Source organism: Nocardia sp. NPDC058480, assembly GCF_042720495.1.
Taxonomy (GTDB): Bacteria; Actinomycetota; Actinomycetes; order Mycobacteriales; family Mycobacteriaceae; genus Nocardia.
This window is the reverse complement of sequence record NZ_JBHXMN010000003.1, coordinates 41,739-63,001: the sequence shown is the minus strand read 5'-3', so window position 1 is coordinate 63,001 and position 21,263 is coordinate 41,739. Positions and strand designations below refer to the sequence as shown.

Below are 21,263 nucleotides of genomic sequence, written 5' to 3'. Positions count from 1 at the left end.
CGAACGGCCGATTGCTGCCATAGGGAACTACCCCCTATTTTCGGGGGCTAGTCCGGCTTGCCGAAGTGTTCGTTGCGGCCCAGTGAGCGCAACCGGAACCATTCCTTGAGCCCGGCCGGGTCGCGTCGGGTCACCAGGAAGAACCAGGAGAATCGAATCCACTCCTGCGGCAAGAGCTTGCGCATACCGGGCTGCGACATCAGGTAACCGCGGTTGCGGTAGGTGAAGTAGCGCTTCACCGGGTCGTCCGGGTACTGGGTGTGCATCCGCCCGCCCAGGATCGGCTTGAATTCCTCGGCGCCGTTGGGATGCAGGTAGGCGGTTTGCAGACAGGTGCCGAACGGCAGCCCGGAGCGGACCAGGCGGCGGTGCACCTCCACCTCGTCACCACGCACGAACAGCCGCAGGTCGGGCACACCGATCAGATCCACGGCCTTCGCCGAGATCAGCGCACCGTTGAACAGCGAGGCGATGCCGGGCAGGAAGTCCTCGTCACCGAGCTCCGAACGCAGTCGCCGCCACACCACACCGCGGCGCAGCGGGAACGCGAGACGGTCCGGTTCATCGATATCGCAGACCACCGGCGACACCTCGACCAGGTTGTGTCTGCGCGCGCAATCGATCAGTGTCGCAAGCACTTCGGGCCCGTCGGGGCGACCGTCGTCATCGGCCAGCCACACCCAATCCGCGCCCTGGGTGAGCGCGTGCAGCATGCCGAGCGCGAAACCGCCCGCGCCGCCGAGGTTGTGGCGTGAACCCAGGTAGGTGGCCTCGATCGGCTGCTGTGCGACCAGCTCGGCCACCGCGTCCTCGTTGGCGTTGTCGACGACGATCAGATGGTCGACCGGACGTGACTGCGAGGCAAGCACTTTCAGCGATTCGGCGAGCAGCTCGCGGCGCTTGTGCGTGACGACCACCGCGATGATCCGCGCGGTGGGGCCGGTCTCGGTCGTGATGTCGGCGGGTTCGGCGCCGGCGGGCAGCTCCGCGTCGTCGGCCAGCACCACGGCCTCCGCGGGCAGCACGGCGGCAGGTTCGACGGGTGCCGGAGTCGCCTCTAGTCGGTCGGTCATGCTGAACCCACCCGGCACGGCAGCCGGGGCAGCCTCGTCACGTTGACCGCTCATACCTGATTCTGCTCCAGCTTCTTCTCGCCCGCCGCGTCGACAGCGCTCTCGGTTTCCAGATCGCGCAGCACCTGTGCCACGTGATTACCCGCCTCGGGCCCTTCATACGCTCGCACAACGTCCTCGATCCCGCCTTGTTCGCGGATCTGACCGTGGTCGATCCACATCGCGGTATCGCAGAGCTGGGCGAGGAATTCATTGGAATGGCTGGCGAACACCAGGATGCCCGACCGCGCGACCAGCGACTGCAGCCGCGTGCGGGCCTTCTTCATGAACTCCGCGTCGACCGCGCCGATGCCCTCGTCGAGCAGCAGGATCTCGGGGTCGATCGAGGTCACCACGCCCATCGCCAGCCGCACCCGCATGCCCGTCGAGTAGGTGCGCAGCGGCATCGACAGGTATTCGCCCAGTTCGGTGAAGTCGGCGATCTCGTCGATCTTGGCCATCATCTGCTTGCGTGTCTGCCCGAGGAACAGGCCGCGGATGATGATGTTCTCGTAGCCGGAGATCTCCGGGTCCATGCCGACGCCGAGGTCGAACACCGGGGCCACCCGGCCGCGGATGCGCGCACTGCCGCGCGAGGGTTCGTAGATGCCCGACAGCAGGCGAAGCAGCGTCGACTTGCCCGCGCCGTTGTGCCCGACCAGGCCGACCCGGTCGCCCTCTTTGAGCGACAGGTTGATGTCGCGCAGCGCCTCGACCACCACCACATCGGAGCTGTTGCGCCCGATCGCGCCGCCCGCCTTGCCGAGGAACGCCTTCTTCAGCGATCGCGACTTGGCGTCGAAGATCGGAAACTCGACCCATGCCTCATGGGTTTCGATACTCACACGGCTCATCGAGAACTGCTCCTAAACCCAGTACGGGACGCGGGCACGGTACTGCTTGAGCGCCAGGATCGCGACGGCCCAGCCGACCACCGTGATCGCACCGACGATCGCCCAGTGATGCCACTCCGACGGCTCGCCGAGCAGGGGAGCGCGCACGATCTCCAGGTAGTGGAAGGTGGGCACGATCTCGATCAGCTTGGCCCGCTCGCTCATGCCGCCGACCGAGTTCTCCAGCGCCTTCGTCGACCACATCACCGGGGTCAGCACGAACAGCATCAGCGTCATCGAGCCCAGGATCGGGGCGATATCGCGGTAGCGGGTGGAGAAGATGCCGAACACGATCGTCACCCACATGGCATTGAGGAAAAGCAGCAGGATCGCGGGGATCACCAGCAGGAACGAGAAGTCCAGGTTGCGCCAGATCGAGAACGCGATCAACAACACCGCGTAGATCGCCGCATTGTGGATGAAGAACAGGAACTGGCGCCAGACCAGGCGATATACGTGGACGCTCAGCGCCGAGGGCAACTGTTTGATCAGTCCCTCATTGGCGATGAACACATCGGAGCCCTCGAGAATCGAGGCTTGGATGACGTTCCACACGATCAGACCGACGGTCACGTACGGCAGGTATTCGCTGATCGGCTGATTCAGCAACGTCGAATACAGCAGGCCCATCGCCAGCGCTTGCAAACCGGTCGCGATGGTGATCCAGAACGGACCGAGCACCGAACGCCGGTAGCGCTGCTTGATGTCCTGCCAGCCCAGCGACAACCACAGCTCGCGCTGATGTAGACCGTCGCGCATGTCCTTGAACGCACGCCCGAACGTCTGCGAATCCGACACCATCGGCGTCTTCACCAGCAGTGGCGCGTCGGCAGTGTGCTCGGCAGCGGCAGCTTCGGCGAGCTCTGTCTCGGTCGGAGTCTGTTCGGAATGCACGGGGCTCTCTTCGGTACGCACGTCACCCTCATCGGAGACCGAATCAGGACGAGCGGCAGCGGCGGGCACGGTCCCCGACCTTACAGGGTTGGTTGTCGACGGGCGCCGGTAGATCTACAGGTATTGACCGCCGCCCACATGGCCGCCTGCCTTGGAGTCGGCCGCGTGCATTCCCGGCGGCAGCGCACCCTGGCGCATCTGCTCGAGCTGGGCGCGGGCGGCCATCTGCTGGGCGAACAGCGCGGTCTGGATGCCGTGGAACAGGCCCTCCAGCCAGCCGACGAGCTGAGCCTGGGCGATGCGCAGTTCCGCGTCCGATGGCACCGAGTCGTCGGTGAAGGGGAGGGTGAGGCGTTCGAGTTCCTCGCGCAGTTCCGGGGCGAGGCCCTGTTCGAGCTCGCGGACCGAGGACTTGTGGATCTCCTTGAGGCGCGTGCGGCTGGCGTCGTCCAGCGGTGCGGCGCGAACCTCCTCGAGTAGCTGCTTGATCATCGTGCCGATGCGCATCACCTTGGCGGGCTGCTCGACCATGTCGGTGAGCGACTCGGCCGATTCGCTCGCGGCCTTCTCGTCGTCGGGCACGACCTGTCCGTTGAACGCGGACGCGCTGTCGGCGTCGGCGGGCACGGTCAGTGGACGGCCGTCGGGACCGATCACGACGATGGATTCGGGGACATCCTCCGAGTGCGTCATATCCCCATCATTGCGTGTGTGTCGGGTTCGCGCTAAAACCCCTACGCGGTTACACCGACAGGCCCCCAGCCCTTAAAGTGACCACCATGACTTATGACGTCGCGAGGGTTCGGGGCCTGATACCGTCCCTGGGCGACGGCTGGATCCATCTGGACCCGCAGGCGGGGATGCTGGTTCCCGATTCGGTATCGCGTGCCGTCTCAACGGGTTTCCGTAACTCCTCGTTTTCCCATATCGGCCGCCACGGTGCGGCATCGCGCAGCGGCGCGATCCTCGACGCCGCCAGGGAAGCGGTCGCCGATCTGGTCGGTGGAGATCCGGCCGGCGTCGTGCTCGGTCCCGATCGCGCGGTACTGCTGGCCTGGCTGGCCGAATCGCTGAGCTCACGCCTCGGGCTCGGTACCGGCATCGTGCTCTCCCGCCTGGACGACGAGGCCAACGTGGCCCCGTGGCTGCGCATCGCCAACCGGTACGGCGCGCATGTGCGCTGGGCCGAGGTGGAGATCGAGACCTGTGAGATGCCGTCGTGGCAGTTCGAGGAGCTGATCGGCCCCACCGCGCGCCTGGTCGCGCTCACCGCGGCATCGCCGATCGTCGGTTCGGCGCCCGGTGTCCGGGTGGCGGCCGATCGGGTGCACGACGTGGGCGGATTGCTGGTGGCCGACGCGTTCGGCGCGGCACCGTACGCGCTGATCGACATCGACGAACTCAATGCCGACGTGGTCGCGCTGAGCGCACCGTCGTGGGGTGGGCCGCAGGTGGGCGCGCTGGTTTTCCGCGACCCCGCGTTCCTCGACCGCATCCCCTCGATGTCGCTCAACCCCTATGCCAAGGGTGCTGAACGCCTCGAAGTGGGCGGGCATCAGTACGCGCTGCTCGCCGGGCTCACCGAGTCGATCGACTTCCTCGCCGGACTCGACGAACGCGCCACCGGCACCCGCCGCGAACGCCTCGAGATGTCGATCACCTCGCTGCAGGACTATCACGACCAGCTCTTCGACCACCTCATGCAGGTGCTGGAGAAGGTCGACAACCTCACCGTGATCGGCCGCGCCTCCACCCGCATCCCGACGGTCAGTTTCACGATGGCCGGGATGCAGGCGGAGAAGGTGGCGGCCAAGCTGGCCGATGCCAGGATCGGCACGGTCAGCGGGGTACACGGCGGGAGTCGACTGCTCGACGCGCTCGGTGTGAACGACGAGGGCGGTGCCGTCACGATCGGCCTCGCGCCCTACACGACCCGCTACGAGATCGACCAGCTCGGCCGGGCGCTCAGCGCGCTGGAGTAGTCGGTCAGCACGACATCGGCCCGACCACGTCGACGATCCCGTCGGCAGTGGCGTGTCAGTCGCGAACCCGCAGGATCACCTTGCCGAAGGTCGTCGACTCGTCGAGCATCTCGTGCGCGCGGGCGGCCTCGGTAATCGGTAGTTCGGTGGAGATCACCGGAACGATCTCGCCCGCCTCGATCCGCGGCCACACCTGGGCGCGAACCGCGGCGATGACCTCGGCCTTGCTGCCAGGTCCAAGCGCTGGGCGGCTGCGCACGTTGGTCGCCTGGATTGTGCCCCATTTGCGCAGCAGCGCAGCGATATTCAGCGTCCCGGCGACGCCGCCCTGCATCCCGATCACCACCAGCTGCCCGAACGGCGCCAGCGCCTCCACATTCCGCTCCAGATACTTCGCGCCCATATTGTCGAGAATCACGTCGGCACCGCCCTGGTCCGCGAGCACCGCGACGAAGTCCTCGGTCCGATAGTTGATCAGGATCTCCGCCCCCAGTTCGGCGCACTTGGCCAGCTTCTCGTCCGACCCCGCCGTCACCGCGACCCGCGCCCCGAGCCCTCGCGCCACCTGGATCGCGTGCGTCCCGATCCCGCCACCGCCACCATGAATCAACACCAGCTGCTCCGATCGCAACCCGGCCGTCATCACCAGGTTCGACCACACCGTCGCCGCCACCTCCGGCAATCCCGCGGCCGCGACAGCATCCATCTCGTCCGGAATCGGCAACAGCTGCGCGGCAGGCACCGCCACGAACTGCGCATATCCACCCCCCGCCAGCAACGCACACACCCGATCCCCGACCTGCCAGTCCTCAACCCCCGCGCCCAACTTCACAATTGTCCCCGAACACTCCAACCCCAGAATCGAACTGGCATCGGCAGGCGGCGGATAGAACCCCATCCGCTGCATCACATCGGCCCGATTAACTCCCGCCGCAACAACTTCCACAAGCACCTCACCAGGCCCCGGCTCCGGATCGACCGCCACGGTCCACTCCATAACCTCCGGCCCACCGAACCCATTCAGTTGAATCGCATACATGGTGGTTATCCTCCACCCGCACGCGCCGGGCAACCAGAACCCACGCCGCCACCGATCAGCGGATCAGCTACGATCCAGGGCAGGGAGACGTGGCAGAGCGGCCGAATGCACTCGCCTTGAAAGCGAGCATGGGTAACACCATCGGGGGTTCAAATCCCTCCGTCTCCGCAGTTCCGCTGTTCCGCCTCTCCGCGTATTCAGGCCAGACCTAGGTGCGTGGGGAGGTGGGGACGCGGCTGGGGGTTTTGCCGGTGGGCGAATTTGCTGTGGTCGGTGAGTTACCCATGTTCTTGCGTGATCAGGCTGGACGTTTGGAAGGCCACGATCTCTTCGGCGCGGGTGCTCACCCACTTCAATAGACCATGTAGCTCTTCGGCTGCCTCGTGGCCTATCGGCGTCAGTGCGTAGGAAACACGTGGTGGCACAGTGGGTTCGACGGTGCGCTCGGCCAAGCCGTATTCGGTGAAGGTGCGCAGGTTCTGCGACAGCATCTTTTCGCTGATGCCACCGATTCGGTCGCGTAGGACGTGATATCGCATCGGGCCGTCGCGTAGCGCCGCGAGGATCAGGACGCCCCAGCGGCTGGTGACCTTGCCGAGGATGGTGTGGGCCGGGCAGTCCTTGTCGAATACGTCACGTTGCCCGAGTGTGGACCGGTCGCTCTCCGGGACTCCTACCGCCATGCCCGGAGCTTACCTATCAGTAGGTCCTTTCCAGAAGTAAGTCCCCTTCGTACGGTTGGCCCATGGTGGATACCAGCAAGGTTCTGGTGATCGGGGCGACCGGTCACGTCGGAGGTCAGGTGGCGGCGCAGCTCGCCGCGGGCGGGACACGGGTGCGGGCGTTGGCTCGTGATCCGCGCGCGGCGTCGCTACCGCTGGATGTCGAGGTTGTGCACGGGGATCTGACCGCACCTGACACCCTCGACAGCGCACTCGATGGCGTCGATGCGGTCTATCTGACCTGGCCGATGTTGTCGGCGGAGATCGCGGAGTCGGTAGTCGCTCGTATCGCCGCATACGCGCGCCGCATCGTCCTGCTCTCCTCCGGGGCGGTCCGTGACGATCTGGAAGAACAGGACCACCCGATCGGCCGGGCACATGCCCTCATCGAGAAGCCGATCACCGAATCCACGCTCGAATGGACCTTCCTGCGCCCCAGCGGTTTCGCCACGAACACCTTGGAGTGGGCACCGCAGATCCGCACCGGCGATGTGGTGCGCGGCGCGTATGGAGCAGCGTCGATGACGCTGCTGCACGAGGCCGATATCGCCGCGGTCGCCGTACGCGCACTGACCACCGATGGGCACGCAGGCGCGCGGTACGCCCTGACCGGCCCGGCCCCGCTGAGCCGGATCGACCAGGTCGAAGCCATCGGCGCCGCACTCGGGCGCACGCTGATCTGGGAGGAGGTGAGCCCCGAGGCGGCGGTGGAGCACATGGGTTGGCTCCCACCCGATATCGCGCGCGTAGTGCTGAGCGGGCTTGCCGGCCTCGTCGATGTACCCGGCTCCGCGACCTCAACGGTGCACGATGTCACCGGGTCACCGGCCCGCGACTACCGCCGGTGGGCGGCCGACCACGTCGCCGATTTCAGCTGACTACCCTTCGTCCCACGCCTGGATCGACGTCTGGTCGACGATGCGGCCGTCGCGCAAGTTGGCCATCGAGTGAGCCAGGACGCGGGTGCCGTCCGGGTAGCGGCACGATTCCACGAAGGCGATGTGGTCGCCGTCGATCAGGACGCTGTCGAGGGAGTGGGTCATCTCCCTGGCGCACACGTCGTCGAACATCGCGCTGATCGCCGAGCGGCCGTGCATCACCCGCGGATGGCTGGGTTGGTCGCGGTGGTCGACCATACGGATCTCGGCATCGTCGTCGTAGAGCGTCAGCAGTGTTGCGGCATCGCGGCTTTCGATTCCGCGGCGCAGTGCATCGGCATCGAATCCTGAACTGGACGCGGTGCTCATCTCGGTCTCCCTCGCTCGTCGAAACGAGCCGGACCAGGGCGATTCGGCCCGTACCGAGAACCCTACGCTCGCCGGAGGCGGTGCGTAACCCGTCAGTCTCGGCGGACGAAATTCGGTCGAATATCCAGGTCGGGCGCGTCGTAGTAGCGGTGGAAGGTGGGTGTCAGCCCGGACGAGATGGGCGGATTGACCCAACTCCAGTCGGTCGGGCACGCGCGCCCGGCAGCTTGCTCGCGTTGCACGTGATCGCAGAACTGCTTGGCCACGGTGTGGTGGTCGACCATGTGCACGCCAGCCGCCCGAAAGCTGTGTAGCACTGCATGATTGAGTTCGATCAGGGCTTTGTCGCGCCACAGCGTCCGCACCGATGAGGTGTCCAGGCCCATCATGTCGGCGATCAGCGGCAGCATGTTGTATCGATCGGTGTCGCTGAGGTTGCGTGCGCCGATCTCGGTGCCGACATACCAGCCGTTGAAGGGGGCAAAGGGATAGCTGACCCCACCCACATCCAGATCCATATTCGAAACAGCGGGCAGCGCATGCCATTTCAGGCCGAGCGCGGCGAACCACGGGTAGTCGGGGTGGATCAGGTCGACCTCGCGCACCAGCTCGCGCGGAACGTCGAAGTACCGCACGCCCTCGGTTGGGGTGCTGATCAGCACCGGCAGCACATCGAACGGCGTGCGCGCCCCACGCCAGCCGAGCTCCAGTGCCTGCTCGGTGGCCGCGATATTGGCCGGATCGCCGGTGACGGTGCCGTCGCCGTTGCGGTAGCCGGCGTAGCGGATCAGCTGCGAACTCTCGATCCGGTACGCACCACCGCCGGGTTCGGACGTCGGGCCGACCGTGATCATCGACTGAATCGCGCCGCCATTGGTGGCCAGGCGCAAATGTTGCCAGCACACCTCGGCAAGTTCCCGCGCAGAAGTAACTCGGCGGGCATCGAGGAGCTTCAGCGATCGCCAATGTTTGCGGCCGACACAGCGAGCGTGGTTGCGCCACGCCAATTTCGCGCCGATCAGGATCTCCTCGGCGGTCTGGGTGTAGGTGCCGGTATCGCGCAATTCGGCGAGCGCGCCGAGGCGGCGCTGGGTGGGCAGGTGCCCGAGCTCGGGGTAGCGGAAGAACTCGTCGCAGTCACGCAACCGGCGTTCCAGATCGACCGAGGGCGGCGCGTCGACCTCGACATTGGCTGCCAAAGGGACTGTGGGGGTGAGTGTTTCGCAGACAGCGGGGCGAGAGCCTTGGTTCACGGTAAATCTCCGGTCGGGCAGCGGGGTGCGGGGCCGTGCGGGTGCACCCTCCGACGCGGGAAGATTGCCCGCCGAGAACACATCACTCGACCGGTGGCGCGCGCCGACCAGGTAATGGTCGGTCGTCGCCGCATGCGTATTCGTCGGAATTCGAACACCGAAATCAGCTGCGAGTCAGCCTACGACCGGTGTGCTGGCAGTGTGCTCGAATTCGCGGTAATCCCACCGCAAACCGATGTCAAGGGATGCTGACCATGTCCCGGACTAACGGAATCGGGCCGCCGTTTCGGGTGCGGTGGCGAAGCTGAGGAATTGCTCGTTCTCGTGCGGATCGCCGACCGTCACCCGCACACCGTCGCCGGCGAACGGCCGAACCAGCACGCCCGCAAGGGCACTCGCCTCGGCGAATTCGATACTGCGCTCGCCCAGTGGCAACCACACGAAATTGGCCTCGCTCGGCGGCACTGCGTAGCCCGCGGCCAGCAGCGCTTCACGCAGCCGATGCCGTTGTGCCACCAGTACATCGGTGCGATCGAGCAGTTCACCGCGCGCCTGCAGCGAGGCGATCGCGGCGACCTGCGCGATCCGGTTCACGCTGAACGGGATATGCACCTTCAGTAGTGCGGCGATCACCTCCGGAGCACCAACCGCGTAGCCCACACGCAGCCCGGCCAGGCCGTAGGCCTTAGAGAAGGTGCGCAGCACAACAACATTCGGCCTGGTTCGACCGATCTCGACGCCGTCGGGGCGGGTTTCGGGGGTCAGTCGCAGGTACTCGTAGTAGGCCTCGTCGAGCACGACGAGAACATGCGCGGGCACTCGATCCAGGAACCGTTCCAACTCGGCACGCCCGTGTGCGGTGCCGGTGGGGTTGTTCGGATTGCAGACGAAGATCAGCTTGGTGCGCTCGGTGACCGCGTCGGCCATCGCGTCCAGATCGTGCAGGTAGTCCGGGGCCAGTGGCACCTGTACTGCCGTCGCGTTGCCCACCTGCGTGACGATCGGATACGCCTCGAACGAGCGCCACGCGAACACCACCTCGTCGGTGGGTGCGTCGCAGGTGATCTGCACCAGTTCCTGGCACAGCGCCACACTGCCGCAGCCGACCGCGACATTGGCGACGGTGACGCCGAGGAACTCGGCCAGCGCCGCCCGCAGCTCGCTGACCTGATTGTCCGGGTAGCGGTTGGCCTGCTCGGCGGACTCCGCGATCGCCTTGGTCGCGCTCGGCAACGGACCGAAGGTGGTCTCGTTGGACGCGAGCTTCACCGCATCGGGGTGGTTACGGCCGGGAACGTAGGCCGGGATGGTGGCGAGGTCGGGGCGGATGTGCGCGGTCACGCCTCCACCCTACGATGATCGGCCGTCGCGACCTGCGGCGCGGCCGTCTAGGCCTACCCAAGTCCAGTTCTGCCGCCTACGCTGGGTTTATGTCGGGCACTTACGACGATGTCGCCCCCTTGCGGCCGGTGGATGTCGACGCGGCCGCCGTCGCGCGACGCACGGCCGTGCCGATCACGGTGGTCGAACCCGAACGGGTGGCCCGCGGCGGCATCGTCGTCCTGCACGAATCCCGTGAGTTCTCGCCCCGGCTGCTCGACCTGATGCGGGCCTTGTCCGCCGAGGGCTGGATCGTCATCGCGCCGCACCTGTTCGACCGCATCGCCGACCCGCAGGTGCACGAGGTGTTCGGCGAGGAACTCTTCGACGACTTCGATGCGGGCTTCGACTGGCTCACCGGCCGCGGAGTCTTCCCCGACACCATCGGCGTGCTCGGCTTCGACAGCGCGGGCACCGCCGCCTTCCTCGTGGCCGCCACCCGCCCGATCGGCGCCGCGGTGAGCGTGTCCGCCCCCGGCATCACCGAACCGCTCCCCGATCAGAACGCCGCCCTGATCGATATCGCCGCCGATCTCCAAGCCCCCTGGCTCGGCCTCTTCGGCGCCGACGACCCCGCCACCCCGCCCGAGGCGGTCGAACGCCTGCGTGAGGCCACGTCCAAGGCGAATGTGGCCAGTCTCACAATCACCTATCCCGGCCTGAGCCACCGCGCCGACCGCCCCGACCCGGAAGACGACGCGGCCATCGCCATCCGCATCGATTCCCAGACGCGCATCTACGACTGGTTCGACAGCAATTTACGCTGATTGACCAGGCGTTTTGGACTACTACGACTGCTCGTGTAATCTTCATTCCCGGCGGATCGACAAGGTCCGGTGCCCTCGAAAGAGAAGGCTCCAGGAGGCGTGCCAGAGCGGCCGAATGGGACTCACTGCTAATGAGTTGTCCCTTCACGGGGACCGGAGGTTCAAATCCTCTCGCCTCCGCCACACCCAGTTCGCTGGGTGACAACTGAAGATGCAAGACCATGCGCCCGTAGCTCAACGGATAGAGCACTTGACTACGGATCAAGAGGTTAGGGGTTCGAATCCCTTCGGGCGCACAAAAAAACCGCCTCTCACCAGGGTTTACCGGTGAGGGGCGGTTTTTCATTTCGGGGAAATGTCGCCAAATCCACTACTTTCCCACTACAAACGATCCACTACTTTCCCTCCGTGAACTTGTCGAGGGCCTTCCGTGCGTCCGGTCCGACAGTCCGCCGTTCGAGGTAGTGCCGCTCGGTTGTGTCCAGCTTCGCATGCGACAACTGGGCTTGCGCCTGAGCCGGGCCGAGGTCGTCACGGACCACCGTCGCGACAGTCGGGCGGAAGCTTCGCGGGGTGACCCACTTCAGATCCTCGGGCAGCGCGGCCCGCAGAGACCGACGCATGTTCGCCAAGCTCATCCACTCGCCGTTGCGGTTGGCGAACACCGGGCTGTCGGGGTCAGGGTCCTTTGGGCGCAGGGCGTTGAGGGCTTGCACCGCAAGCTTGGGCAGGATCACCGTGTGGTCGGGCGCATCCCCTTTCCGCGCGTCCTGACGGTGGAGCGCCTGCCCCTTGACCTTGCCGTGATCGATCATGGTCCCGGTAGTCGTGACCGTTGGCGGGTCGGCTTTCAAGTTGACCTCGCACCACCGCAGCGACAGCACCTCATTCGGTCGCCAGCCTGTTGAGACCAGCACGTCAACGAACTCGGGCAGATTCCGGCCGGGCCGAGGTCCGAAACCCTTCTCACGGTCACGGTAGGCATGCACCGCTTCCCGCACTTTCGCGAACTCGTCAGGAGTGAGGGCGCGTGCACCGGACTGCTTGCCCCCCGTGCGGCTGGTCTCCCGAATCGGGTTGACGGGCAACACGTCGTATCGCACGGCCAGAGCGAACATGCCGATCAGCACCACCCGGAATGTCTTGGCGTTCGATTCCGATCGGGCAGCGATCTTGCCAAGGTGCCTTTCGGCCCTGCTGGTGGGCAACTCCCGGACACGGAGTGCGCCAAGCTGTTTGCGCCCGTGCCGAGTCCAGGACTGTTCGTACAGTTCGCGCGATTGAGGCTTGAGCTTGGCCTTGGTCGCGAGCCAGATCGGGAACAACTCGGCCAACGTGGTGCGATCGGTGATCACGGCATCAGCAAGCGGAGAGGTCCGCGTCTTCAAGTGGCGCAACATGTTTCGTCGCGCATCCTCTGCGCTGGTACCTACGCGCTCCAACTTGCGACGCTGCCCGTCTTCATCGCGCACGTAGGTGTAGGCGGTGAATTGGCCGGGAGCGGTCTCTTTGACGCTGATCTTGCCCCACTCGCCGGGAGTCATCCTCTGACGTGGCATCAGGCAGCCTGTTCGAGTTCGGCCACCTGGTCGAGACCGGTGATGTAGTCGGTGATGGCCTGTTCGGTGACAAAGCGACGACGACCGATCTTCACCGACCGCAGCGCACCAGTACCGATCAGCTCGTAGTACTTGCTGTGCCCGATCGGGATCAGCTTGCGCACTTCGGCCTCGTTGAGAAGCTTGGACATGACGAGTTCCTCCCTATGCTGCTTCGGATTGCTGAACGACTGAAATCTGTTGTGGCACAACGGTTTCACGTGAAACACCTGGTGGTCCCTCGTCCTGTGCGAGACGGGCCATCGTGTACTGAGCGCGTTGGCTGATCCGCCTGTTCACCAGGTCCATCACCAGTTGCGCGCGAGGCGGTGCGTCCTTGTCACCCGGACGTACCGGGGTGATCCGCAGGTGCGAGGTATCGGGCGGGTAGATCCCGACAGCGGCGAGCTGCTGACGCACGAACTCCATGCGTTCAGCCTTGTGGTCGGGCAGGGTTTTGCCGGTCCAGTTGTTGGAGACCAAGCACCGTTGACCGGGCAGTCCGAGGGTGTCGCGGCGGTGGGCTTTGCTGTTGCACTTGCCCGGCTGGGTGTTCTCGCTGGCACCCTTGGGAACGATGCCGTAGAGCAACCAGACCCCGCACCGAGGCGAGCACGGAGTGTGCTGCAACTCCGCGTGGAGCCGGTCGTAGTGCTCGGCCACCCGACGAGAACCAGGGGTCAGGAGCTCGCCCAGGCTCTTGGTGAGGTACTTGGTCAGGTACCGCACGCTGTAGTCCATGCTGTCGGTGTTGGCCAGGATCTGGATGGGCTTGGACTGCGCGCCGAACTTGAGCGTGTGCGCGGGATCGAGTTCGTCTACCTCGTCCATCACCGCCAGCGCGTCATCCCAGTAGGTCAACGGTCGACCGGTGCGGGGGTCGGCGAAAGTGCCGGCGGAATAGTCCCAGACCGGCATCCGAGCTTCGCTGTAGACAGGCTTGTCGAAGTGAGGCCACCAGATATTGACGTAGGTAGCCGCGGTGACCTGAGCGAGCAGTTTCTTGGAGAACGAGCCACGCAACGCCACATGCAGGTGCGGAGCGGCCCGACGCTGCGGCTCGACCGTGGCGAAGTACTGGACATTCCAACCCACCGCACGGCGCAGGTTCTCGATGAACTTGGAGAACAACCGGGCCGTGTGGATCGTGTCGCGGGCCTGGCGGGTGTAGTCGTAGGACTCGGGATCACGCGGGGACCCATCCGAGACCATCGCGCCCTTGCCGTCCTTGCCTCCTGTGGGGTCCCATACCTGGTTGATCCGGCCGAACGAGTCCAGCGTGAGCGTGAAGAACGTCGAGGGGCGGTGTTTACCGTCGGCGTATGCCTGCCCGATCGTCAGCGTCTTATCGACTTTCAGACGCGGCAGATCCGGCAGTCCGTCACGGCGACGGGTGGACTTGGTCTTGCGGCGTGGCTTCTCATCCAGGGCCGGGAGACGACCACGCACACCGAGTTCGCGGAGCTCGGTGTCGAGGTCGGCCACCAGAGCCTTGATCGACTCGGCCAGCTCGTGTTCCTCGGTCCGGCGCGCTTCGTGGTATTCGGTGAACAGGGTTGCGCGAGTGCCCAGTACATCCGCCTGTGCCTGGGTGACGACCGGCTCGGCGTCGACGGGTTCATGGTCAGCGCACCACCCTTCCCGGAGCTGGGTGATACGCAGGTACTTGTTCGCCTTCGCACACGCCGGGCAGGTCGTCGCCACGGTCGCCTTGCACGGGGCACCGACGTAGGAAGTCCGCGAGGTGTTCGGGTCGAACGCCCGCATCGGCACGACCCGAGCGCACACCCCTTCCTTGTCGGCCATGTGTTCGGCGATATCGGTGATGTCGGGCATTGCCCGGCGGTCGGCAGCGGTTTCCCGTTGAGGGGCCAGGCCGATGATCGGTGCGGTACTCACGCCGTCGCCCCCATGGAACCGGTGGCCTTTTCGAGGTTCTCCAATCGGTCGGTGAGTCGATCCAGGACAGCGGCCACACTCGCCAGGCGATCGAGTACCTGTGTCAACGACATTCCGCCGTCGATCACCGGAGCCGATGCCGGGACCGGTGCCGTGTCAGTGTCGGACAGGGGCCACAGCTCAGCCATCGGCCGATTCACCGCGCAGGCGACCCGATGACGGGTGATCGGGTGCGGGCGTCGCCCCTTCGATACCCACCGCTGGACGGTCTTGGCGTCGACCTCGACACGTTCGGCCAGCATGCCCGGAGTCATCCCGGCATTCAGGATCGCCTCTCGCAGAACAGCATTCGATGACATGGTTACCTCTCCGGGGGTGTGAGGGTGAAGGACAGACCGCCGTGGCACCAGCGGCAGCGCTCGGAGGCGTCTTCGGGGTAGCGGTGGCCGTCGATGTACTCGGTACCGCCGCAGCGCTCGCAGATGTCCCAGGTGGTCGCGGCATAGGTGTCGATGCACGAAGGCTTTTCGCAGTCACGGCGCAGGCAGTAGGTGCACACGCCAGCCAGGTTCATCCGGGGCGGGGTCGGGACCGGCATCAGTAGCTCATTCCGTAGGCGCGGGCGTCGGCGCGGTAGTCCCACGGCTCGACCGTGGCGCAACGGGCCATCTCCGGCAGCTCGAACAGGTGGTCGGCAGCGCCGTCGAGGTGATCGGTCCGGCAGACCGCGCACAGACCCTGATCCGATCCAGCGGCAGGGCGAGGCGGGTAGGTGACAACCCAGCCGGAGAGCTCCACCGGAGGCTTGGGCCGGACGGAGTTGGTCGAGCAGAACGAGCGGGCGGCGGTCGCGGTTTGCGTGTTCATTGGGTCTCCCCTGATCGGCGTCTGTTCAAGCTGATACATATCAGTCTGTATCAGTATGGATCAGTTGTCAATGGTCCGATATAGATCAGTGACGGTCAGTGCCCGTAATCTGGTCGAATGGATATCGACCGATCGGGATTGGCCGCGTACCAGCGGGTTGCCGAGCAGATCAAGCAGGACATTCGGGATGGCCGACTGGCTCCCGGTGCCCGCTTGCCCGGAAACCGGCAGATCGCGGAGGATTACGCGGTCGCGCTGGGGACGGCACAGAAGGCGTTGCAGTACCTGCGCGAGAACGGCTGGGTGACAGTTACCCCGGCTGTTGGCGTGTTCGTCGCCGAGGAGTGCCCACCCGAGGGCGGGGTGACCGACATTGAGGCCATGCGCGTCGAGCTCCGCAAGCTGCAAGCGGAGACGGCCGACCTGTCTGCACGTGTCGAGCGGCTGGAGGCGGACGCTGAGGGCGGCTAGTCGCGGTGTTGGATGGTGCATCTCATGCCCTTCGGTTGATCGTCGGCCGGTGGTAGTTCCAGCTAACGGCCAAGCGATGTGCACCCGCGATCACCTTCTTGTCGCGTCTTTCGCGGCTGAGTCATCCGCCGTCGCGTCTCTGTTGCGTCTGTGTCGCGTCGCCTAGGCTGGCTGCACAGGGTTGCCGGGAGGGGACTGAATGAGTGCGCAGCCGATCCAACTGAAAAAGCTTCTGCGAGAACGTCATTGGCAGAAATATTCGACTTTTTGTCGTGAGTACGACCGAGTTGCCGGGACTATCGACACCGAGCTGATCGGCACAGCGCCGAGTCGTGGGCAGCTACACCGATGGCTTGGTGGCGAGCTCAAGGGCCTGCCGTACCCCAACGCTTGCCGGATACTCGAGGGCATGTTTCCGGGATGGACAGCCGCGGCTCTGTTCGATCCCGCGCCCGATGAAGACCTACCCATCTCCGACGCGACCGGCGTTGGACAGCTGGTACGGGCAGTGAACGAGGCATTCCAGACGCCCGATGCGCACCGTGCGGAGTGGACACCCGAGCCCAATTCGCTACCGCATCGGCCTGTTCGGCTAGACGGGGCGCTGGATTCGGTCGGCCAGGAAATCCCCGATTCAATGCAGCGGATCAGCAAGAAGCTTGTCGCACTTGCCCGCGTGCTGCGCATGTCGCCCGATGAGACAGCCCGCCTCGCGAGCCTTGCCGGTCAGGTCGTTGAGCTGACCATGCAGGTAGACATCGTGATCGGAGACGAAGGCCATGCTGTCGTGCGGTACTCACATGAGCTGTTCAACATGAGTACTCAAGCGATCGCCCGTATCCCGCGTGAGGTGTGGTTCGAGCACACACCGAACTCGATCACGATCACACCGCAGTCGGTTGGATCGCGGAAGGTGCTTGTTCAGCGCATCCACGACACGCCCGGTATGGCAAAATTCGCGTGCCAGATATCGCCCCCGATTCAGCCAGGAGAGACGGGCACGGTTGCCTACGAAGTCACCGGTGGTCGATTCATCAGCGATCACTATTGGCGGCAGAGTATCCCCAGATACACAAGGCACATAACGATCACCTTGCGCCACAACGCGGTAGGTCGGTTGCTGTCGTACGCTGCGCTCGAGGAGCAGGCAAACGGGTCGGAGCAGACCGTGTCCGAGGATCTCATGTGGGACAACGACGGAACCGACGTGCTCGTCACCCTTACCCGCAACTACCTGCGGCCCGGTCAATCTGTCACCGTGCGATGGGATGTTGAGCACATCGAACGTGCCCGTTGAGCATTCAGGAGGTACACGCCATGCCAGTAACCGCCCGCGTTCATATCGGCCGAACCGACATCTTCGGACCCGAGGGGTTGGCGTCGACTTCCACCGCGCCACTCTTCGCCTATGGCACCCTGCAAGTCCCCGAGGTGGCTCAGAAGCTGATCGGACGGGTACCGGATACCCGAGCTGGGGAGCTCAACGGCTGGGTGGCCGCACCGTTGCCGGGACGCATGTACCCCGGATTGGTTCGTGACAAGACCCGCCGAACACCTGGGCTTGTCGTCACCGGACTCACCCCGGCAGAGTGGATGCTCTTTGATCGGTTCGAGGACGAGGACTACGCACTTGAGCGTGTGACCCTCACCGATGGCACCGACGCATGGGCCTACGTCTGGCAGCTCGACACAGACCCCGGCGTGTGGAGCATGTCCGACTTCCGTTCGAACTTTCTGCCGCAGTACGTCGACAGGTGCGCATCGTGGTCCGAGCGAGACACCAAACACCGGTCGATCCCGCGATAACGACCCAGGCTGTTGGCGAGCCACGTCACGACAACAAGTTGTTGCTGAAATTCGCTATATAGAGTCAAGAGCGCCTGCGGCGGCGCAGAGCGCCGCCGCCGCGCTTCGACGCGCAGCGGCCTTGCTCGTACCTCACCGTCCGGCGCGTCGGCACGTCGGCGGCACCCTGCGCCGAAAGCAGGCGAACCGGGACTCCAACCAGCTCACACTGCACCGACCCGAGCTGTTGACGAGGCCCGATCAGTGGACCGGCGAGAATTGCTGAACGGAATTCACGAGCCCGATCGTGTCGGCACCCTGCCTCGATCGACAGCCCACCAGCACACCGAGTCGCATACGTACTGCCGCACGACTTCGTCGCTTGCCTCATAGGACCAGCCTGCCGAACCCATGCAGGTGGTTCATCGAACCGTCATCGGTCCCAGCCGAAAAGGCCGGCATAGTTCCCGATCACCTTGGCCGGTCACCAGGTCGGCGAATTGCTGAACGAAGGAAGCCGCGGTGAGTCGGTGAAGAAACCCGTGGGTTGGGTTGGCTCCTCATGGCCCGATTGTCTGACCTCACTCGGACGAGTCAAGGGAAAGAGCGCCCTTGACACGACCTCCCTCAGTTCAGGGATGGCCAGGACGAGGAAGCAGGGGAAAAAAAGTCACCAACTGTTCCAGATCCTGCGGGTGACCTGTACGATCACCATGTCGATCTGAGGGTAGATGGGAATTAGATGAGCAATCCGATAAAAGACTTTGGAGAAACAGCTAAGGGACTCGCGCATAATCCACTAGGCGTCATCGCTCTATTCATTGTTCTCGTATACGGCATGGCGGCATTAGTCACGGCCTTTGCGGAATCGCTTTCGCCCGCCGAGCGGATGCCGCTTATATATTTTCTCGTCAGTTTTCCGATTCTGGTACTTGCAGTGTTCACATGGCTGGTCAGCCGCCACAGCGGCAAGCTGTTTTCCCCACGTGACTTTAAGGATGACGCAGCATACATTGCGGCCCTCACCGCGACCGCTTCGCTTGCTGCGGCTTCATCGTCCCGAACCAAAGAACTCACGCCGATCAACATCGAGCAGTTGACAAAAACCGCGAGAACGGCAGCTGCTGTCACAGGTCAGGCGATAGAAGGGGCGTCCTGGCGCAGGCATATCCTGTGGGTAGATGATCGTCCAGACAACAACATACTCGAGCGCAATGCTTTCGAAGCTATGGGGCTGAGTTTTACACTGTGCTTGTCGACTGTTACAGCCCTGTGGGAGCTGCGTCGGCAGAAGTTCGCGGTGATTATTTCCGATATGGGTCGCCGCGAGGGCGCCCAAGAGGGGTACGTCCTTCTAGACCAAATCAGGAACGCAGGCGACCAGACGCCGTACTTCATTTACTCATCTGAATCATCTCCAGAACATCGAATGGAGACCATGGCGCACAAAGGTCAGGGAAACACGGCCATAGCCTCCGAATTATTCGAAATGGTGATGAACGCGATCCTGAAGCGAGAGGACTTCATGACGGTGCATGAGGTCGACTATACGCAGCTGGCCGCAGTGAACTAACGCTGATCTGATCTGGACCTCAGACCGGCGGGCCAGCGACTCTCGTACGCAGATCGTACGCAGCGGCCCCCAGGCATCAGCGATCGCCACCAACGTCCCCGACCATACGGGTACACCACGCACAACCGTCAGCCTAGGTCAGACCGTCATTCCTGCCAGTTCGCCTGCTTCCCAACCATATGGCGCGCGTTCGGCTCCAGTCAGTGGAGCGCCAGCAGAGGGACGAGCCTTGTGGGGCGGATGCGAAGCCGGAGAACATGACTCACCCACTACTTTCCCACTACAAACGCCCGGTGATTCGAGCAAACAACGGCAGACAGGCACGTAGTGACGATCGAAAAACATGCTGGTAGCAGCAGGTTTGGAGGTACGTCAGCGGACAGCCGCAAGGCAACGGAACAACCAAGAGGTTAGGGGTTCGAATCCCTTCGGGCGCACCGAAATCGACCCCGTATCAGTTGATACGGGGTCGATTTTTTCGTGAGATGACCCCGTGTGATCGGACTATTTCCAGGACGGGAGCGGAGGCAGTGGACCGGTCAGGTCGCCGCCGGAGGTGCGGCCGATCAGCCAACCCAAGAGTGCGGTGGCGGGGCCGAGGACGGTGTGGTGGGGGCGGCCTGGGCCTACGGTGGCGATGAAATCGGTGTCGGTCGACTGGATGTCGAAGGTGGGGGTGGCTTCGGGGAGGAGCTTGGCGGAGAGATCGGTGATGGTTTCGGGGAGTAGGCGGGCGACGAAGGCGGCGGGCCAGTCGGCGGGGGTGTAGCCGATGTCGAGGTCCACGTGGTGGATCTCGGTCTCGCGCAGGCGCATCCAGGGGATCTGATCGGCGGTGAGGGTGCCGCCCTGGCGGTTGCGGACCTCGGCCTGCCAATCGGCGGCGGGCATGGTGGTGGCGACGGCCTGCCAGCGATGTGCGGTGGCAGTGAAGTCGGCGTGCTGCACGGTGAGCGGGCGGGGTGCGCCCGCCTCGATGTCGGCATCGCGGACGGCGACGCTCGGGTACTGCGGCATCTCTATGCCGGTGCGGGCCCACAGCAGCAGATTCAGCAGGCTGTCGGCATTGCGCGACATATGGGCCAGCACATGGCCGCGGGTCCACCCCGGTAACAGGGACGGTTCGGCCAGGGCCGCATCGGTGAGCGTGCCGATCGCGGTATCGAAGCGCGCGGTGGAGGCGGCGACCTGATCGAGCAGATCGGTGGGAGTAGCCGTTTCGCTGGTCACAGATTCGAGAGTAGTGCTCCCGACTCCGCCGCATGGGCGATAACGGCGGCGTCGGAACTGCCCTGTGGATAACTGTGCACCTGTGGATAACTGGGCATTTTCGGCCGTCGACACCGGAGCGCCGGAGCGGGCTCGTGTGACGATTCAGTCAGCGATGATCGCGTCCGCCTCGATCTCGACCAGCAGGCCGGGGGCGATCAGCGCGGTGACCTCGTACATGGAGGCCGCGGGGCGGATCGTGCCGAACACCTCGGCATGGGCGGCCGCGACCTCGGGCCAGCGGGCGATATCGGTGACGAAGATGCGCGTGCGCACCACATCACGCGTACTCGCCCCGGCCTGCTCCAGCGCGGTGGCGATGCGGGCCAAGACCTCACGGGTCTGAGCGCCGATGTCGTCGCCGCCGACGGCACCCCCTCCGGCGACGGCGGCCGTGGTGCCACTGACAACGACTTGGTTGCCGACCCGAACCGCCCGCGAATACCCGACGACATCTTCGAAATCGGAGGCTGAGGAAATGTTCACCCGAGTTGTGGTCATGGTTGCCAGAA

Annotated in this window: 24 protein-coding genes and 3 tRNA genes; 10 read left to right on the top strand and 17 right to left on the bottom strand. The window is 64.7% G+C overall.

The genetic code is table 11. The annotated features are described in order from the left end of the window. Positions 1-47 precede the first annotated feature (47 nt). The 4 genes from ACFWO8_RS09185 to ACFWO8_RS09170 all read right to left on the bottom strand — a co-directional run bounded on the left by ACFWO8_RS09185 (position 48) and on the right by ACFWO8_RS09170 (position 3,592). Entirely contained in the window at positions 48-1,127 is a 1,080-nt protein-coding gene (locus tag ACFWO8_RS09185) for a glycosyltransferase (protein WP_378946630.1), read from the bottom strand. Further along, positions 1,124-1,966 carry an ABC transporter ATP-binding protein gene (locus ACFWO8_RS09180; protein ID WP_378946625.1) on the bottom strand — a complete coding sequence of 281 codons (843 nt, stop codon included), beginning with the start codon at positions 1,964-1,966 and terminating at the stop codon, positions 1,124-1,126. The genes ACFWO8_RS09185 and ACFWO8_RS09180 overlap by 4 nt, the downstream gene beginning before the upstream one ends. A gap of 12 nt (positions 1,967-1,978) precedes the next feature. Next, positions 1,979-2,806, bottom strand: a complete 828-nt coding sequence (locus tag ACFWO8_RS09175; protein ID WP_378948147.1) for an ABC transporter permease — start codon at positions 2,804-2,806, stop codon at positions 1,979-1,981. Positions 2,807-3,013: 207 nt separating this feature from the next. Further along, positions 3,014-3,592, bottom strand: a complete 579-nt coding sequence (locus ACFWO8_RS09170) for a bacterial proteasome activator family protein (protein ID WP_378915090.1) — start codon at positions 3,590-3,592, stop codon at positions 3,014-3,016. An 86-nt stretch (positions 3,593-3,678) separates the two neighbouring features. On the opposite strand from ACFWO8_RS09170, the gene ACFWO8_RS09165 reads away from it, so the two are divergent. Further along, positions 3,679-4,881, top strand: a complete 1,203-nt coding sequence (locus ACFWO8_RS09165; protein WP_378946622.1) for a cysteine desulfurase-like protein — start codon at positions 3,679-3,681, stop codon at positions 4,879-4,881. Between the two features lie 55 nt (positions 4,882-4,936). Here the strand turns inward: ACFWO8_RS09165 and ACFWO8_RS09160 are convergent, their stop codons facing one another. Then, positions 4,937-5,920 carry an NAD(P)H-quinone oxidoreductase gene (locus tag ACFWO8_RS09160; RefSeq protein ID WP_378946619.1) on the bottom strand — a complete coding sequence of 328 codons (984 nt, stop codon included), beginning with the start codon at positions 5,918-5,920 and terminating at the stop codon, positions 4,937-4,939. 83 nt (positions 5,921-6,003) lie between these two features. Here ACFWO8_RS09160 and ACFWO8_RS09155 point away from each other — a divergent pair. Continuing rightward, positions 6,004-6,088, top strand: a tRNA-Ser gene (locus ACFWO8_RS09155). 110 nt (positions 6,089-6,198) lie between these two features. Here the strand turns inward: ACFWO8_RS09155 and ACFWO8_RS09150 are convergent. Then, complete coding sequence (locus ACFWO8_RS09150; protein WP_378946616.1) at positions 6,199-6,603, bottom strand: winged helix-turn-helix transcriptional regulator; 405 nt, start codon at positions 6,601-6,603, stop codon at positions 6,199-6,201. A gap of 62 nt (positions 6,604-6,665) precedes the next feature. Between ACFWO8_RS09150 and ACFWO8_RS09145 the strand changes: the two genes are divergently transcribed. Next, positions 6,666-7,520, top strand: coding sequence for an SDR family oxidoreductase (locus tag ACFWO8_RS09145; protein ID WP_378946613.1), 855 nt, complete (start codon positions 6,666-6,668; stop codon positions 7,518-7,520). On the opposite strand, the gene ACFWO8_RS09140 is transcribed toward ACFWO8_RS09145, so the two are convergent. From ACFWO8_RS09140 to hisC, 3 genes are all read right to left on the bottom strand, one after another. Then, complete coding sequence (locus tag ACFWO8_RS09140; protein WP_378915131.1) at positions 7,521-7,889, bottom strand: nuclear transport factor 2 family protein; 369 nt, start codon at positions 7,887-7,889, stop codon at positions 7,521-7,523. Between the two features lie 92 nt (positions 7,890-7,981). After that, positions 7,982-9,088, bottom strand: a complete 1,107-nt coding sequence (locus ACFWO8_RS09135; RefSeq protein WP_378946610.1) for a nitric oxide synthase oxygenase — start codon at positions 9,086-9,088, stop codon at positions 7,982-7,984. A 318-nt stretch (positions 9,089-9,406) separates the two neighbouring features. Next, a complete protein-coding gene (gene hisC / locus ACFWO8_RS09130; protein ID WP_378946607.1) occupies positions 9,407-10,483 on the bottom strand; it encodes a histidinol-phosphate transaminase in 1,077 nt (358 codons plus the stop codon). An 89-nt stretch (positions 10,484-10,572) separates the two neighbouring features. On the opposite strand from hisC, the gene ACFWO8_RS09125 reads away from it, so the two are divergent. The 3 genes from ACFWO8_RS09125 (at position 10,573) to ACFWO8_RS09115 (ending at position 11,585) form a co-directional block, all read left to right on the top strand. Further along, positions 10,573-11,289 (top strand): dienelactone hydrolase family protein, encoded by a 717-nt coding sequence (locus tag ACFWO8_RS09125; protein WP_378946604.1) that lies wholly within the window; start codon positions 10,573-10,575, stop codon positions 11,287-11,289. Positions 11,290-11,382: 93 nt separating this feature from the next. Beyond that, positions 11,383-11,472, top strand: a tRNA-Ser gene (locus ACFWO8_RS09120). A gap of 40 nt (positions 11,473-11,512) precedes the next feature. Further along, positions 11,513-11,585 (top strand) — tRNA-Arg (locus ACFWO8_RS09115). A gap of 99 nt (positions 11,586-11,684) precedes the next feature. Here the strand turns inward: ACFWO8_RS09115 and xerC are convergent. From xerC to ACFWO8_RS09085, 6 genes are read right to left on the bottom strand one after another with little or no spacing between them, the layout of a single operon-like run. Then, complete coding sequence (gene xerC, locus ACFWO8_RS09110) at positions 11,685-12,848, bottom strand: tyrosine recombinase XerC (protein ID WP_378946601.1); 1,164 nt, start codon at positions 12,846-12,848, stop codon at positions 11,685-11,687. Then, positions 12,848-13,039 carry an ethanolamine utilization protein EutA gene (locus ACFWO8_RS09105; protein ID WP_378946598.1) on the bottom strand — a complete coding sequence of 64 codons (192 nt, stop codon included), beginning with the start codon at positions 13,037-13,039 and terminating at the stop codon, positions 12,848-12,850. The genes xerC and ACFWO8_RS09105 overlap by 1 nt, the downstream gene beginning before the upstream one ends. Before the next feature lie 13 nt (positions 13,040-13,052). Beyond that, on the bottom strand, positions 13,053-14,786 hold the full coding sequence (locus tag ACFWO8_RS09100) for a replication initiator (RefSeq protein ID WP_378946595.1): 1,734 nt from the start codon (positions 14,784-14,786) through the stop codon (positions 13,053-13,055). Beyond that, positions 14,783-15,145 carry a helix-turn-helix domain-containing protein gene (locus ACFWO8_RS09095; protein ID WP_378946591.1) on the bottom strand — a complete coding sequence of 121 codons (363 nt, stop codon included), beginning with the start codon at positions 15,143-15,145 and terminating at the stop codon, positions 14,783-14,785. Before ACFWO8_RS09095 ends, ACFWO8_RS09100 begins: the two co-directional genes overlap by 4 nt. Before the next feature lie 2 nt (positions 15,146-15,147). Then, positions 15,148-15,384, bottom strand: coding sequence for a hypothetical protein (locus tag ACFWO8_RS09090; protein WP_378946586.1), 237 nt, complete (start codon positions 15,382-15,384; stop codon positions 15,148-15,150). Then, positions 15,384-15,653, bottom strand: coding sequence for a hypothetical protein (locus ACFWO8_RS09085; RefSeq protein ID WP_378946583.1), 270 nt, complete (start codon positions 15,651-15,653; stop codon positions 15,384-15,386). Before ACFWO8_RS09085 ends, ACFWO8_RS09090 begins: the two co-directional genes overlap by 1 nt. Positions 15,654-15,770: 117 nt before the next feature. Between ACFWO8_RS09085 and ACFWO8_RS09080 the strand changes: the two genes are divergently transcribed. The 4 genes from ACFWO8_RS09080 (at position 15,771) to ACFWO8_RS09065 (ending at position 19,482) form a co-directional block, all read left to right on the top strand. Then, the gene (locus ACFWO8_RS09080; RefSeq protein ID WP_378946580.1) at positions 15,771-16,124 is read left to right on the top strand and encodes a GntR family transcriptional regulator; all 354 of its coding nucleotides are present in this window, start codon (positions 15,771-15,773) and stop codon (positions 16,122-16,124) included. A 199-nt stretch (positions 16,125-16,323) separates the two neighbouring features. Then, positions 16,324-17,421, top strand: a complete 1,098-nt coding sequence (locus tag ACFWO8_RS09075; RefSeq protein WP_378946577.1) for a hypothetical protein — start codon at positions 16,324-16,326, stop codon at positions 17,419-17,421. A gap of 20 nt (positions 17,422-17,441) precedes the next feature. Next, positions 17,442-17,930 carry a gamma-glutamylcyclotransferase family protein gene (locus tag ACFWO8_RS09070; protein ID WP_378946574.1) on the top strand — a complete coding sequence of 163 codons (489 nt, stop codon included), beginning with the start codon at positions 17,442-17,444 and terminating at the stop codon, positions 17,928-17,930. A gap of 721 nt (positions 17,931-18,651) precedes the next feature. Next, complete coding sequence (locus ACFWO8_RS09065; protein WP_378946571.1) at positions 18,652-19,482, top strand: hypothetical protein; 831 nt, start codon at positions 18,652-18,654, stop codon at positions 19,480-19,482. 504 nt (positions 19,483-19,986) lie between these two features. Here the strand turns inward: ACFWO8_RS09065 and ACFWO8_RS09060 are convergent. Both ACFWO8_RS09060 and ACFWO8_RS09055 read right to left on the bottom strand, forming a co-directional pair. Continuing rightward, positions 19,987-20,712 carry a maleylpyruvate isomerase family mycothiol-dependent enzyme gene (locus tag ACFWO8_RS09060; protein WP_378946568.1) on the bottom strand — a complete coding sequence of 242 codons (726 nt, stop codon included), beginning with the start codon at positions 20,710-20,712 and terminating at the stop codon, positions 19,987-19,989. A 144-nt stretch (positions 20,713-20,856) separates the two neighbouring features. Next, positions 20,857-21,252, bottom strand: a complete 396-nt coding sequence (locus ACFWO8_RS09055) for a Rid family hydrolase (RefSeq protein WP_378946565.1) — start codon at positions 21,250-21,252, stop codon at positions 20,857-20,859. Positions 21,253-21,263 lie beyond the last annotated feature (11 nt).